Consider the following 13,386-nt stretch of genomic DNA (forward strand, 5'->3'; position numbering starts at 1 on the left):
TCCATGACCTGCTTGTGGGCGTAGTCCTGCCAGACGAGCAGCCAGAACGCCTCCTTCGTCTTGCCGTCTTCGACGCCGGCGGTCGTGATGTTCGGCAGCGGGTGATTCCACACCGCGGCGGCGATGGCCTGGATTTCTGCGGGGGTCACGATGTCCTCCTGTTGAGGGGGTGTGGTGGGCTGAGTGGCGCCGGCGTTCAGGAGGGCAACCCGGTCGATGGCTCCCGGGTCCCAGTGATCGTTTCCGGGAACGTTGGAGTGCCCGTAGTGGCCGCCCCGGGTCTGCCAGATGGTCAGGGGGCGGGGCGAGTCGTCGCTGTACGACTGAGCGAGACGGCCCGCGGGCCACTCGTCCGGGATGCCCCAGGAGCGGATCGCACGGAGCAGGGCCCGGAAGTTCGGGCCGGGCTTCCAGTAGCCGGTGAAGGCCTTCGCCGCCTTGGCCATGACCTCGACCTGGATGCACACCTTGCCGGTCCGGTTGGTCCGCACGGAGTCGGCATTGCGGAGGGCTCGGGCGCTGAGGTTGAGCGGCAGGAACTGACCGAGCATGTCGGTGGTCGGGTCGTACAGGATGTGCGGCTCGGACGCCTTCTCGATCAGGTAGTCGGCGGTGGCGTCGAAGGCGGCCCGGGTGCCCGAGCTGCCCTCCGTGGTGTGCCACACCGAGCGGGGCGGGCTGCCCGGGGTGTCCATCACGCCACCGCTGCTGCTAGCGCCGAGCCGGATGGCCTCGGGAATCCAGATTTCGCCCACGGGCGGAACCTCCAGACATGCGAAGGCCCCGGCCGGTACGGTCCGGGGCTGGGCGGTCAGGCGTGCAGGAACTGAATGTCGATGGACCCGGCGACGTTGCCGGGGAGGTCGGTGCTGAGGGGGCTGCCGGACTGCTGCAGGGCGAGCAGGGATATCTGACGTCCGGCGGCCAGCGAGGCGACGACGGTGCGCTCCTGTGTGGTGCCGACGGACCCGCCGACGGATCCGCCCTGAGAGCCCACGATTTGGACGCCGTTATTGTTGAGCCACAGGGTCCGCCAGCCGCCTCCGCCGCCGACCCAGGACACCATGGCGGTCATCCGGTATACGCCCGCCATGGGGGTCTGCCAGTAGTGGCCTGCGACATTCAGCCCGGCTGTGTCATCGACGATCGCCGCGTTGATGTTGATCGTGGTGGCCGTGTTGTTCAGGACCGACTGGGTGGCCGACGCGTACACGAACGCGTTGGTGTTCTGGATGATCCATGCGGTGCCGTCGTAGTAGGTGAGCCTTTTCTCGGTCACGAGGTAGGCGTGCATGCCCGCGACCGGGCTGGTGATCGCGGCAGCGCGGGCGGCGGCGTTCGTGAACCGCATGACGGTCTGCCCGGCCATCAGCGCCAGGTTCGTGGCCAAAGTCTGCGCGTTCGGCGGGTCTGTGAGGGCTGCGACCTGGAAGCCCTGCCCGTATACGTCGGTCGCCACGGGGCGCCCCCTCTTCTATGAGATGCGGAACACGGCGCCGTCGAGGGCGGCCCAGAGGGCCGTGCCCACGAAGTCGGCGACCAGGAGCACGCCGGCCGTAGAGATTTCGAGTGCGGCGTGCAAGCCGGAGTTGACAGTGATGTCGAGGCGGACCGTCGCGGTAGGCCGCGCACCAACAGGCAGCGTGGCCAGTGTCGATGCCGTGGTCGTGGAGGCCGGTGCTCTGGCCAGACCGCACAGGGAGACGGTGCCGTCGCCGTTGATGCGGTAGCCAGGTGAGAGGTACCCGCCTCCCCAGGCGGACCACGTGCCGCTGTACGGCAGGGCCTGCCAGGTGCCGGCCGTGGACGCGGGCGCCGTCCGGCAGAGGGCGAGCCAGTTGCCCATGCCGGACACGGTGAGGATGATCGTGTCGCCGACGACGGGTGTGACGTACAGGTCGGTACGACGGGCGATGATCCCGTCGGTGGTCGTGACGGTGCCGGTGGTCTGGATCGATGCGACGACGGCCAGCCGCCAGTCCGCGCCGCGGATGCTGGGATCCTGGTCGGAGGCCTGCCGCACCTGGGCGTGAAGGATGTCGGCGAGGTCGGAGGCGGCTTGCTGTACTGAGCTCACGCATCCTCCTTCGCGGAGATCGTGCGGATCGTGAACGCTCCGCCGACGTCCAGCGGGACCGGGAACGCGCTGACCTGGTGGAGTTCGGCGGTGCCGTCCGCATAGACGACCCGCAGAACGTCGCCCACCTCCAACGCCGGATTGGGCAGCGTGGTCAGATCGGCGGAGGCGTTCGCGGCCTGGGCCTGCCGCAGCCGCAGCGTCGCCGCCGCGGTCGCCTGGATGGAGGTGAGGATCGCCGGGGAGGTCACCGGCTGCGGGGCAAGGCGATGCCCGTAAGGACCGTCCCAGTACGTGGGGCTGCCGGGGTCGGAGTCAACGACGAGCACCTGGAACGGGGCGACACCGGCCTCGCTGTTCTCCCCGCCGGCGAGGATCCCGTTGAAGACCGCGTCACTGCTCATGCCTCGGCTGGCTTCGACGTAAGTGCCGCCCTCGGCTGCCGAGACCGTCCACACTGGGCTGCTGGTGAGGATGTCGGGCAGCTCGGTGATGACGAACGCCCCGGAGCCGTCGGCGTACACCTCGGCGCCGATGACGGAAGCGAGCTCCCCGACCGCCGCCCACGGATCGGCCCCGACGTCCCAGGTCCGGGCGCCGATCGGAACATCCGCAACCGTCCCGATGACCACGGAGGCGGTCGGGATGGAACGCTGGATCAGGGAGGTGACGGCGCTCACCGCAGTCCCCGACGCCCGGTACGGGGTCGTGAACCGGTCGTCGGCGACCACCACTTCGAGGCCCTTGCCCGTGATGGAGACGGGCCCCTCATCGACGTCGCCGCTGACACTGTCGATCCGGAAAACCCCGAGCGGCACCAGCTCCTGGGAGCCGTCGCCGTACTGGACGCCGCGACTGATCCGCAGCCGTGCACCGTAGATGGACACCTTGTCGGCGGCGGTCCGCGGGATGAGGGTCGGGTCGGCGAGCGTGACCGTGCAGGTGCGGCGCACCGACGCGCTCCGGTCGACGGACACGCTGCCACCAGTGATGTCGAGAGTCTCCGAGGTGCCGTCGGTGCGGATGAGGACCACCTCGACGGAAACGTCGTGGGACTCGGCGATGGCCTGCAGGAAGCGGTCGGAGACGGCGTACATCAGACTCCGATCTGCCGGTCCAGGAACACGTCCTCCCAGGTGAGGTACTTGGACAGCACCTCGGCCCAAGTCGCATTCTCGGTGAGGATGTCCTGCCAGGTACGGCCGGAGGAGCTCGCGACGCCCACCGTGACGGGCATATCGACCTGCTTGACGGGCAGCTGCCAGGTCCGCCACGTATCCGTCGCCATCCCCTGCCGGCCCTCCGCTGCGGCGCCGACCGCGATGTACATGTCGTCGACACCGTGGCCGGGGGCGGCCTGCCACAGCAGCACCGACCCGGAGTCGAGCAGCCGGTGCAGCGCCTCCCGCTCGTCGTCGGTCTGCGTGAAAACGGTCAGGGTTCCCTCGAGGCCGGCGCGGACGTCGCTGAGGACCACGGAGTTGCGGCGGCGACGGACCCGGTACTCGGCCTGCGCGATCGGCCGCGACCAGGACGGAGGCTCCGCCATCATCACCCGCATGTTGCGGTCCGGGCGGCCGGGATCCTTCAGCCACGCGTACTGGGTGTCACCCGGATCGAGCTCGACACTGTCGCTGGTCCGGGACTCCGGGGTCGCGGCGACATCGGCGACGATCTCCACGTAGTACGTCACCGGCACCCCCAGCGGGGCCTCGGCGTCCTCGATGATGACCTGGTCGGCGGTGATCTCCTCGTACTGGATGAGACCGGAAGCCCCCCGGACCAGGGTCCGCGCACCGTCCGACGTGGTCCGCCACACCGTCAGGAGATAGCCGGCGGTCAGCTCCCGCAGCGTCAGGGTGATCACGGCTGTCGTGTCGTCAGCGGCCACCGCGATCAGCGGCAGCGCCTCCCACACCTGCACCGCATCCACCCGCAGCGCCGACGAGACAGCCGTCGCCGTCAGCGTCAGTTCCACCGCGGCCTGCGTGGCGAGCGCGGGAGCCGTCCCGCTGTGCGTGAGGACCCACCAGTCGGGGGTCGGCGCGGCAGCCGACGTCGAAGAGGTGAGGCCGAGGCTGTTGTTGGCGGCGTCGTACCAGCGGATGTGACGCTGGATCGTCCACCCGCCCGCGCTGACGTTCGTGTACAGCTGGCACCGGAAACTCAGCCCGGCAGCAGCCCCGGCCGGGAAGCGTGCGGAGCGGATCGTGCTGGCCGTGGCCGTCGCCGACGACACGGTCAGGGCGTAGGCGCCGTCGATGGCATAAGCACCCCACGGCGTGGACCGGGCCAGCGTTGCGACACCACTGACCACCGTCCAGCCGGCCGCATCCTTCTCAAAGCTGGCGTCCGCGTAAGGGATGATGCTGCCCTCACGGATCACGGGGGCGGTCGTAATGACCGCGCCGTCGATCCGCATCACCTGCGCGGCCGTACCCGTGGTGATGCCGACGGCGAGCGTCGCATACGCGGTCGTCGCTGGGGCGACCGCGGACACGCGCTGCTGGTAGTAGCCGGTCCCCGGCGCCGCAAGGTTCGAGCGGGTTGCCGTCAGCAGGACATCCGCAGCCGTGTAGAACCGCAGCTCCACCCAGGTCGTGGAGCCGGAGGTGGGAGGGCTGAGGTAGCAGTAGCCGACGTACTCGGTACCCGCCGTCGCTGCTGGCTTTTCCGTGATCTTGGCTGCTGCGTTGCCGTTCGCGGTGACGGTCAGCGCCAAAACCTGGCCGCCCGCCAGGTAGTAGTCGACCGGCCAGGACACCATCGGCGCCTGCCGGGCGACCGAGCAGTTGCTCTCCGACACCCACTTCAGGGTCGCGTGCTCGATACCCTCCGCATCCGCCGACAACAGGTTGCCCTGTGTGCGCATCGGGGTGCCGAGGCAGACGTTCTCGAAGTGATTGATCACCCCGCCTGCGACGGGCGATGCTGAGACCACCACCTGCGCCGAGGCCGCCGTAGCCGGGGCGACTCCCGAGACCGCGATCCGGTGCCAGGTCGCCGACGCGGTCGCAGTCGACAGCGACCACGTGATGCTGATCTCGGCGGCCGCCGCAGTCATCCAGCGGATACCGATCCGCTCCGGCACCGTCGCACCGGAAGCATCGGCGAAGGCCTGGTACTCCTGGCCGACCGTCACAGCGTATGAGGAGGCAGTACGCGCCTGCATCTCCCCACTCGCCGTGGACGTCAGCTTGAGAGTCCCATTGCCGTTACGGCCACCCGTCCCATTACTGATCGCGCAATTGAGCTTCGCGAGCCAGCCCGAGGTGTTGGGGTCCACGGACTCCGTGACCGCTGACAGGAAGTTGCCGGGGATCGCCATGCTCTACCCCCTCCGTCCAGGCTGCGTCGTCTGGCCCAGTTGCCTCATGCCGCCCACGACTCGGGCATCCGCGCGGGTGTCGACGTAGGCGTCGAACTCGTGCTCGCCAACGACGAGGGTGAGAGCGTCGCCCGGTTGAAGACCTCCACTGGCCGGACTGGTGCTCATTCGCGTCAGGGCATTCGCCTGCTGCGTGGTGAACACCGGTTCCGGCCGACCGGTGCCGTTGTAGGCCAGGTTCATGCCCGGCTGGAGATAGCCTCCCGAGTCGAACTTCCCGAGGGCCGGCGCGAATCCGTACCAGTCCTGGAACAGGCTGTTGTTGTAGCCGCGGGCCCGGCTGCCGACGACCACGCCCTCTCCACCGCGGGACTCGACGTTCATCCCGGCGAGGGTTCCGGCGGTGTGGCCGACACCGTTGTTGGTGATGCCGACCATGAAGGGTGAGCGGAGGCCTCGGTGCCAGCCGGCCGGGGCAGTGTCGCCCTGGAAACTGAACGTGGACCAGAGGCGGCCGAGCGGCGACTGCCCCAGGATGACCTTCTGGATGCCGGACATGAACCCGGAGCAGTCCCAGCTGGGATTGCCGGCGCCGCCCCACTGGTAGGGCTTGCCGGCCTGTGAGCGGGCGAAGCCCATTGCGGCGGCCACGGAACCCGAGGCGGTACCTCCGCCGATCAGCTCCTCGGTCGCCGTGATGACCTTGGTCTTCAAGCCCTTGAGCATGGCCAGAGGCAGCTGACTCAGAGCCTGAGCCCACTGATTGCCCGTGAGGTTCTCGCCGATCTTGTCGCGTAGAACCTGAGTCGCGGTGTCCCAGCCCTTGGCAGGGTTCGCCATGAAGTCGAAGGCCGTCATGACGGCGCTGCCGATCTGCTGCGCCTTGCCGGACAGCCAGTCGACGACGCCTCCGTCCGCGAACCGAGGAAGGCCCACAGCGCCGCCGGCCGCGAAGGTGGCGCCGCTCTGGAGTGCGCGGGAGCGAAGCGATTCGACAACCGAGTGGCCGCCTGCTGCCTGCACCTCCCTTGCCGTCCACACATGCTCGCCGTTAGAGAGCAATGCCGGAATCGAGTCGGAGGTTGCGGTGCCGGCACCGAAGACTGAGCCGCCGGTCGCGAACCTCATCTTCTCCAGTTGATTGAGGCCCGCGATCTTGGCGACGGCGTTCCAGACGGGCACGATGCCGCCGTTGTAGACGGTCTCGACGATGAACCGGACGGGCTTACGCGTGATCTCTTCGAGCTCGTTCCAGACGGTCTTGATGCCGTCCCGGGCGAGACTGAAGGCATCCTTCACCAGGCCGACAGCGGTCTTGATTCGGTCGAAGTGGGGTTTGATGCCGTTCTCGTACAGCCAGCCCGCCTTTTCGGCGATCCACTCGAAGATCGGCTTGACGTAGGAGTCCCGGAGTTCCCGGAAGCGCTCACCCAACAAGCGCGTTCCGAGCCGCAGGGCCTCCCAGGCCGGGCTGATCTTCTCCCGCCACAGCCAGACCGCAGCATCGGCGATCCAGCCGAACACGGGCCGCAGGAAAGCAGTCCAGAGCCACATGGCGGCGGCCGCAATGCCCTCGAACGCGGGCTTGAACGTCGACTCCCAGAGCCACATTGCGATCGCGCCGAGGATCTTGAACCAGATGACCAACGGCGCGATCACCGCGACGGCCACGACCGCCCAGAGGAAGCGCGCGGCCTGCCAGATCTGCTCGAACGCGGGCCGTATGCCGTTCTCCCAGAGCCACAGCGCGACGGCGCCCACGACCTGGAGGGCAGTCCAGATACCGGCCAGGATCGGCTGCAGAATGGCCCAGACGTACTGGGCGCCGGCGACGATCCCGCGCCAGGCGGCGTCTACGACCTCACGGAACCACGTCCAGTGCTTGTAGGCGTAGATGACCGCAGCAACGAGGGCGACGATGCCAATGACGATCAGCACGATGGGGTTGGCGCTCATCACCGCGTTGAAGATGATCAGCGAGAGAGTCCACAGCTTCGTAACGACCCAGGCCGCATACATCAGCTGGATCAGCCAAGGCAGCGTCTCGGCGATGGAAGCGACCGCGGTCAGCACTGCTCCCAGGGTGCCCAGGACGGGCCCGGCAAGGGGCGCCGTCGCCCGCGAAATCTGGAAGATCGCGGCACCGATGTCGCCTATGACCTTCGCCAGGATCGGGCCCTGCTCGGCCGAGTAAGCGAGAAAGTTCGTGAATTTGTCGGTCCCCTTCAGGCCGGTCGCCCACGTGGCCCAGCGACCGGTGATCTCCCGCATCCGCAAGGAGATCTCATCCATGTGCGGCAGGAAGGCATCAACGATCCCGCCGAGGGTCTTGAAGACGTTGCCGATGGCGACGCCCAGGCCGACCGTCGCCGGGACGACAGCCTTCGCGAGGTCGTCACGGAAGCTGATCCACCACGGGGACTTGAAGCCGGCACTCACTTTGTCCTGCAGGATGCCGATCGCCTTGGCCGCGGCCAGGACGAACGGGGTCAGGCCCGGAAGGCTATTCCGTATCCCGTCCAGCGCGCGCGTGAAGAGGGGCATCACGGCAGGCTGAAGGGACTCCGACCAGCCCTTGAACGCGGTCCGCAGGGACTGGAAGGCGTCGAACGTGCCACGCGCCGAGGGCGAAAGCTTGTCGAGCGCGGCCTGGTACTTGGCCTGCGCGATGGCAGCCTGAGCAGCGCCCTGCGCTCCACGCTGCGACGCAGCGGTCGCCGCCTCCTGAGCCGCCTTTTGAGCCTGCAAGGCGCCGGCAATGTTGATGAAGGCGGGCGCGGCCACGGCAGCAAGGGCGCCGACGCCAGCCGCCGAGGCCACCGCAGCCGAGCCGATCGCGCCGATACCGGCGGCGAGGATAGGAATCGCCGGGATGACGGCAAGACCGCCGATGGCAACGGTCAGATGGAGGATGGCAGAGAGCGCACCGGAGGTGTCGACGTCGATCCGCGCCCGCTTACCGTCGACCGCGTCGATCTCCGCCCGGACGAGAGCAAGCTGCGCGCGCGCCGCAGCCGTATCGGCGCGAACCTGCACGTTGGGGTGCCGGGCGCCGAGACGCTCCAACTCTGCCTCGATGAGACGAATCTCAGCCTTGGCGGCAGCGGCGTCGATGTCGATACCGATCCGCTTCGACGCCAGCGTCTCCATCCGAACGCGCAAGGCCTGCAGGTCCGAGTCGGCCTCGGATGTATTCGCGTCGATATTGATCTTAGGGAGCGAGCGAAAGGCGGCTTCGAGTTTGGCCTTCAGCGACCGGGAGAACGCTCCCCCGACCTCCTGCCCCTCGCGGGCTGCGGTGGCGCGCGCCTGAGGGCCTCCCTGCTGAAGCCCCTGAGAGAGGGAGCCTCGAAGCTGGGCAACGATCCGGTTCGAGATCTGCTGGCCGATCTGCTCCCCGATCGACAGCCCCACAGCGCCCAGCTGACGCTGCATTGCGGGCCCGAACGAGCGGCCGGCCGCCTCTCCTGCGTCGTCTCCGGCGCGGGTTGCGGCAGGCACCAGACCGGCCTGCAGACGTGCGTAGATCCCCCTGGTGTTGGGGATGACATCGACCTCGACCGAGCCCACGGTGATCGCCACGGGAGCCTCCTCCCGCGCGTCAGGCCGCGCCGCCGTTGATCAACTCGAACAGCTTGTTGGCGCCCGTTTCGGTCAGGACCGGCTTGGCCTGCTTCGTCCTCACACCCGGACGGGCGATCGGCTCAGGGGGCTTTGGTCGCTTCCCCTTGCTGTCGGTGTTCGCGCAGATCAGCACGTACTCGACCCGACGCAAAGCGTCGATGGCCGAGGCCAGCAGCAGCTCGCTCTGGGACCAGCGCGCCTTCTCCGGCTCGCCGGCCTCCGCTTGCCTGTCCAGCTCTTCTTCGGGCATCTCCGCACGCAGAGCCGTCAGAGTCGCCGACTCCGGCGGCAGGCCCTGAATCAGGACCCGAAGCCGCCGGTTCGACATCTCTCCGCGGCGGTAGGCGTCCATCTGGTCGGCGTCTCGCGGGTAGTGATGGGCCAAGTCGGCTTCTAGCGCTTCCGCGTGCGCCTCGGCGACGCCTTGGGTCCACTGGACTTTCCCATCGGCTCGCCGGAGGCCTCGCCGGCACCGTTGACGAACTCGCCGACCTCGTCGTTCGTGGGGTCGAGGTCCAGGTACAGCTCGTAGGACTCCGGGCTGAGAACCTGGTCCATGAACCCGTCGATGTCGCCCTCGCGAAGCATGCGCATGGCGCTCTGCCGCCAGGCGCCGGAAGGCACGATTTCCAGGGTCTTGCCGCAGAGTGCGGCGCTCAAGTAGTGGCCGGAGGCCTCGATCTCCTGCGCCTCGGCGGGAGTCACTTCAGGGTCGTTCTCGGTCATGGCACGGTCCTTTCACGGGGGCGCGGTCGAAGCATGTGAAGCGGGCAGGCCGGGACCGCGCCAGGTATCGGCCTGCCCGCCGTTCTGGGGTCAGGACCCGATGTAGTCGGGCGTGACCGGGACCATGTCGGCGTGGTAGACGGTGTTTCCGGCGGCGTCCGGGTAGGCCGTGATGGTCCACTCGAAGCCCGCCATCTGGTCCTGCTTGTGGGTGACGTCGGCGCGGTCGCTGACCTCGCCCTCGGGGACGTAGAAGCCTCGCGAGGTGTCGCCGTCGAAGATGGCGAACCAGAATGCGCGCCGGTCCGGAACCGGAGATGCGGTCTCCGCGAAGCTCGTCAAAGAGCCGACCGGCGCGAGTTCGGCGACCGGGATCCGGTACTGGAGAGACTGGACGGTGGTCCGGCTGGTCTCCCAGGCGGTCAGCTTGAACGTCCGGAGGCTCTTGGTGATCTGGGTGCGGATCGGGGACGTTAGGCCCCACGGCGTGAACTCCTGAGAGTCCTCGTCGAAGCCCTGGACGAGGCCGTCATCGGAGATGCAGCCGAGGGGCTTCCAGGCCGCAGCGGGCTGGGTCAGGGGGGTCGCGGGAGCTGCGGTGCCGACATCCGCAACCCATCCGCCGCCGTTGGCGCCGATCTGAGTCAGGTCCGCGGCGCGAGTGATGTTGACCATGAGGTGGGTCTCCTACATGCGAAGACCCCGCCAACGGACGGGGTCGGGACAGGGCCGGCGCGGTCCTGGACCGGTCAGGAGACCGGGTGACTGTAGATCTCATAGGTGGCCCCGACGCGGCGGAGCCCGGTGTTCTCGTAGGGGCGGACGCCAGGAGCCGTGACAGTCGCCACGCGGCCGACGACCGCGCCGCCCGTGGTGGACCCGGGCAGGATCCCCAGCACCAGACCACGGATCTGCGTAGCCATCGCCACGGCTGCGCCTCGGGTGGAGGCGTACACGTCGATGTCGACAAGTGCCCGGTCGACCCGGAACCCGTCATCGTCGCCGGCAGCAATCCGCTCGACCTGGACCGTGGGCAGCTCAGCCAGCAGATTGTTGTCGAGCTCATCACGAACCACGACCCCGCTGCCCAACTGCGCCTGAAGCCACTGAATGACCAGGAGCTCAACGTCCACAGAGCCGACCGCAGCCATCAACGGCCACCAATCTGGGCTGCCCGTAGCAGCACGTGGTGCGCGTGGACGCGCTCGGTGCCGAACTCGACCCAGCGGGCCCAGTAGACGCTGTTCCCGACCACGCCGACCGGCCGCTTCTTCCTCGACCGGCCGATTCCTTTGCGCTCCACCTTGGCGTACCAGGACGCCTTGTACTTGCCTGGGTGCGGGTCACCTGGTCCGCCGACAGGGGAAATCGCCTCAGCCACGCCCTTGATGACCTGCGCGCGACGCAGCATCTCCGCAGAGATCATCGGCGAGTTCAGCAGCTGACCGACTCCGCGGTTGGACATCTTGAATCGGGCAGCCATAGCCTCGCCTCCTCAACCTGGGGGGTCGCATGGACGTCAAGGGCGTGCAGGGCAGCGTCAGCTTCGATGGGGAATGGATCACCATCGTGAAGCGGGCGGTCGGGCAGCAGCCGCGCGAGTTCCGGCTCCGAGCAGCAGACGTGACCGGCACCAGGCTGAAGCCAGCCACACGCCTGTTCCACGGCTACCTGCAGTTCGTTCTGCCGGGCAGCGCCCCCGCCGCCGAATCGAGCAGTCTCCTGTCGGGGGGTCGCCCGCCCCAATCGGATCCGCACAGCCTGTCGATCCCGCACCGCAGCAACAACGGTGCAGCCAAGCTGGTCGCCGCGATCGAGCAGGCCCGTAACGGCTAGCCGGTGACCCGGTCAGCAGCGAACTGGACCGGGCCGGCCGTGCCCGTGAACGGGGACTGACCCCAATCGCCGGGCTGGCCGGTGATCTCGCAGACCTCGCCGCGAATCCGGACCTGGTCGGTGGTGACGATGTCGGATCCGGGCGGCGCGTACACCGTCCAGCCGACGATCACCGTATCCCTGGCCTGCTGCTGCTCCCCGCCGACCTGCGGGGACTCGGCCCGCGGAGTGACAACGCATCCCGCGATCGGTGTCTCCGTCAGGGTGCCGGGGATCGGCTGGCCGCGCGGGTCCCGGCCGGGCGAGGTTCCGCGACGCAGGCGCACCACAGTCTCGCCGTAGGGGTACGGGGCGGGCACTACACCCACCCCCAGCCGGGCTCGTACTCCAGCCCGGCACCGTAGGTGTCATCGACCGGCCAGCTCGGCGACGGATCCGCCGTCTCCGGCGTCGGGTCGACCGTGAACGCCCCGCCCCGGCCGGCCAGGCTCTTGAGAGCCGCCTTGTCGGCCTTGGTCAGGTACAGCCCTCCGGAGCCCGTCGGACGCTGGACCGACATCGGGCCGATCGTCTCGTAGGACACCTGCTGCGGATTGACGTAGGCCCTGCCGGCCACGGACAGAACGACCGCGGTCGCCTCGTCCGGCAGAGGCTTGACGACCGACTGAGCCAGCGCGACAGCCTGCTCGATCAGTAGATCCGCCCGGTCGCCGGAGATCTCCTCCAGCCCCAGGTAGAGGGCCAGTTGCTCGGCGGTAGGAGGGACGAATGCCATCGGAGCCTCCTAGGTCAGGGCCTCCACGGCATCGCACCAGGTGGCCAGGTCCGGGGCGGGATCCAGTTCGGCAGAGCGGGCCTTTGCGCGCTTCGCGACCAGCCCGTACTCGGTTTTGCTGGTCAGCAGCTTGCGAATGGCCATCTCGTAGCCGTCCACGTCATGCAGGTTGATGAACACGCCCGCCTCGCCCAGCGACTCGCACAGCCCTGGCGTGGGGTGGGCGATCACCGGGATGCCGCTGGCCATAGCCTCAACCCCGGCACGGCCCCACGACTCGTAGGACGACGGCATCAGCAGGATCTTCGTCCTGCCGTACACGTTGTCCCGCATTTCGTGGCCGCACATGTGGTCGATGACCTTGACGTTCGGCAGATCAGGGACGATCTGCTCGCCGTAGGCGCCGACGACCGCGAGGAACTCGACGTCAGGCATCCTGCGGGCCAGCTTCTCGAAGAGGGCGCCGCCCTTCTCCAAGTTCAGGTTGACCAGGGTCACCTTGTTACCGGGCTTCGTCCGGTACTCGTCGGCGAAGACGGGCGGCCGGACGATGACATCCCGGCCCGGCCGGACGCCCTTCGGGTACTCGGCGAAGAACAGCTCCGCCTCGCGCTTCATCCACTGCGAGTTGTAGACGGCCAGCTCACAGCCGCCCGCCATCTCCCGGAAGCTCTGCCGGTGGGTGTTGTGACAGACCACCGCCAGCGGCTTCCCGTACCCGCGGGCCAGGGCCCCGGCCGACGGCACGTTCTCCAGGTGGGAGACGACAACGTCTGCCTGGCGGATAGCCGTACCCGCGTCGAGGCGGGACTGCAGCGGGATGACCTTGACGCCGTCAAGCTCGTAGTCCGCCTTGTCGTCGGTGTAGCGGGACAGCCACACCGACACGTCGTGACCTCGCTCGACCAGGGCCCTGAACATGGATTGGACCATCCACTCGGCTCCGGCGTTGTGGCGCGGCGGGTAGCCGTGCAGCCGGGCGACGATCCGCATCGGCGCCCGGCCACCCCCCACGCCCGG

General features: G+C 68.4%; 15 protein-coding genes. 1 reads left to right on the forward strand and 14 read right to left on the reverse strand.

The genetic code is table 11. The features are described 5' to 3' along the window. The 11 genes from ACWGIU_RS02345 to ACWGIU_RS02395 all read right to left on the reverse strand — a co-directional run. The coding region (locus ACWGIU_RS02345) for a peptidoglycan-binding protein LysM (RefSeq protein WP_453701796.1) at positions 1-755 on the reverse strand (755 nt) is incomplete at its 3' end. Between the two features lie 56 nt (positions 756-811). Further along, positions 812-1,459: a hypothetical protein gene (locus ACWGIU_RS02350; protein WP_453701797.1), complete on the reverse strand. Its 648-nt coding sequence runs from the start codon at positions 1,457-1,459 to the stop codon at positions 812-814. Positions 1,460-1,474: 15 nt separating this feature from the next. Then, the gene (locus ACWGIU_RS02355; RefSeq protein WP_453701798.1) at positions 1,475-2,077 is read right to left on the reverse strand and encodes a hypothetical protein; all 603 of its coding nucleotides are present in this window, start codon (positions 2,075-2,077) and stop codon (positions 1,475-1,477) included. Continuing rightward, complete coding sequence (locus tag ACWGIU_RS02360) at positions 2,074-3,174, reverse strand: DUF5047 domain-containing protein (protein WP_453701799.1); 1,101 nt, start codon at positions 3,172-3,174, stop codon at positions 2,074-2,076. The genes ACWGIU_RS02355 and ACWGIU_RS02360 overlap by 4 nt, the downstream gene beginning before the upstream one ends. Next, on the reverse strand, positions 3,174-5,405 hold the full coding sequence (locus ACWGIU_RS02365; protein WP_453701800.1) for a hypothetical protein: 2,232 nt from the start codon (positions 5,403-5,405) through the stop codon (positions 3,174-3,176). The genes ACWGIU_RS02360 and ACWGIU_RS02365 overlap by 1 nt, the downstream gene beginning before the upstream one ends. A 3-nt stretch (positions 5,406-5,408) precedes the next feature. After that, the gene (locus ACWGIU_RS02370) at positions 5,409-8,987 is read right to left on the reverse strand and encodes a hypothetical protein (RefSeq protein ID WP_453701801.1); all 3,579 of its coding nucleotides are present in this window, start codon (positions 8,985-8,987) and stop codon (positions 5,409-5,411) included. A gap of 19 nt (positions 8,988-9,006) precedes the next feature. Next, on the reverse strand, positions 9,007-9,381 hold the full coding sequence (locus ACWGIU_RS02375) for a hypothetical protein (protein ID WP_453701802.1): 375 nt from the start codon (positions 9,379-9,381) through the stop codon (positions 9,007-9,009). Between the two features lie 41 nt (positions 9,382-9,422). Next, the gene (locus ACWGIU_RS02380) at positions 9,423-9,755 is read right to left on the reverse strand and encodes a hypothetical protein (protein WP_453701803.1); all 333 of its coding nucleotides are present in this window, start codon (positions 9,753-9,755) and stop codon (positions 9,423-9,425) included. A gap of 90 nt (positions 9,756-9,845) precedes the next feature. Continuing rightward, positions 9,846-10,430, reverse strand: a complete 585-nt coding sequence (locus ACWGIU_RS02385) for a phage tail tube protein (protein WP_453701804.1) — start codon at positions 10,428-10,430, stop codon at positions 9,846-9,848. Positions 10,431-10,504: 74 nt separating this feature from the next. After that, a complete protein-coding gene (locus ACWGIU_RS02390; protein ID WP_453701805.1) occupies positions 10,505-10,906 on the reverse strand; it encodes a phage tail termination protein in 402 nt (133 codons plus the stop codon). After that, the gene (locus tag ACWGIU_RS02395) at positions 10,906-11,238 is read right to left on the reverse strand and encodes an HK97 gp10 family phage protein (RefSeq protein ID WP_453701806.1); all 333 of its coding nucleotides are present in this window, start codon (positions 11,236-11,238) and stop codon (positions 10,906-10,908) included. The genes ACWGIU_RS02390 and ACWGIU_RS02395 overlap by 1 nt, the downstream gene beginning before the upstream one ends. 29 nt (positions 11,239-11,267) lie before the next feature. On the opposite strand from ACWGIU_RS02395, the gene ACWGIU_RS02400 reads away from it, so the two are divergent. Then, on the forward strand, positions 11,268-11,591 hold the full coding sequence (locus ACWGIU_RS02400) for a DUF4429 domain-containing protein (protein WP_453701807.1): 324 nt from the start codon (positions 11,268-11,270) through the stop codon (positions 11,589-11,591). Here the strand turns inward: ACWGIU_RS02400 and ACWGIU_RS02405 are convergent. Genes ACWGIU_RS02405 through ACWGIU_RS02415 form a run of 3 tightly spaced genes read right to left on the reverse strand, consistent with a single transcriptional unit; the run spans position 11,588 to position 13,359 of the window. Then, positions 11,588-11,920 carry a hypothetical protein gene (locus ACWGIU_RS02405; RefSeq protein WP_453701808.1) on the reverse strand — a complete coding sequence of 111 codons (333 nt, stop codon included), beginning with the start codon at positions 11,918-11,920 and terminating at the stop codon, positions 11,588-11,590. The two genes, ACWGIU_RS02400 and ACWGIU_RS02405, sit on opposite strands and share 4 nt — an antisense overlap. A 29-nt stretch (positions 11,921-11,949) precedes the next feature. Further along, entirely contained in the window at positions 11,950-12,366 is a 417-nt protein-coding gene (locus ACWGIU_RS02410; protein ID WP_453701809.1) for a hypothetical protein, read from the reverse strand. A 9-nt stretch (positions 12,367-12,375) separates the two neighbouring features. Beyond that, a complete protein-coding gene (locus ACWGIU_RS02415) occupies positions 12,376-13,359 on the reverse strand; it encodes a glycosyltransferase family 4 protein (RefSeq protein WP_453701810.1) in 984 nt (327 codons plus the stop codon). Between the last annotated feature and the right edge of the window lie 27 nt (positions 13,360-13,386).

This window comes from Streptomyces sp. NPDC054840 (genome assembly GCF_053611065.1).

Coding starts and splice junctions, on each gene's coding strand:
- ACWGIU_RS02360 (WP_453701799.1), bottom strand. CDS start 3,174: ATGTACGCCGTCTCCGACCGCTTCCTGCAGGCCATCGCCGAGTCCCAC.
- ACWGIU_RS02365 (WP_453701800.1), bottom strand. CDS start 5,405: ATGGCGATCCCCGGCAACTTCCTGTCAGCGGTCACGGAGTCCGTGGAC.
- ACWGIU_RS02375 (WP_453701802.1), bottom strand. CDS start 9,381: ATGGACGCCTACCGCCGCGGAGAGATGTCGAACCGGCGGCTTCGGGTC.
- ACWGIU_RS02380 (WP_453701803.1), bottom strand. CDS start 9,755: ATGACCGAGAACGACCCTGAAGTGACTCCCGCCGAGGCGCAGGAGATC.
- ACWGIU_RS02385 (WP_453701804.1), bottom strand. CDS start 10,430: ATGGTCAACATCACTCGCGCCGCGGACCTGACTCAGATCGGCGCCAAC.
- ACWGIU_RS02390 (WP_453701805.1), bottom strand. CDS start 10,906: ATGGCTGCGGTCGGCTCTGTGGACGTTGAGCTCCTGGTCATTCAGTGG.
- ACWGIU_RS02395 (WP_453701806.1), bottom strand. CDS start 11,238: ATGGCTGCCCGATTCAAGATGTCCAACCGCGGAGTCGGTCAGCTGCTG.
- ACWGIU_RS02400 (WP_453701807.1), top strand. CDS start 11,268: ATGGACGTCAAGGGCGTGCAGGGCAGCGTCAGCTTCGATGGGGAATGG.
- ACWGIU_RS02410 (WP_453701809.1), bottom strand. CDS start 12,366: ATGGCATTCGTCCCTCCTACCGCCGAGCAACTGGCCCTCTACCTGGGG.
- ACWGIU_RS02415 (WP_453701810.1), bottom strand. CDS start 13,359: ATGCGGATCGTCGCCCGGCTGCACGGCTACCCGCCGCGCCACAACGCC.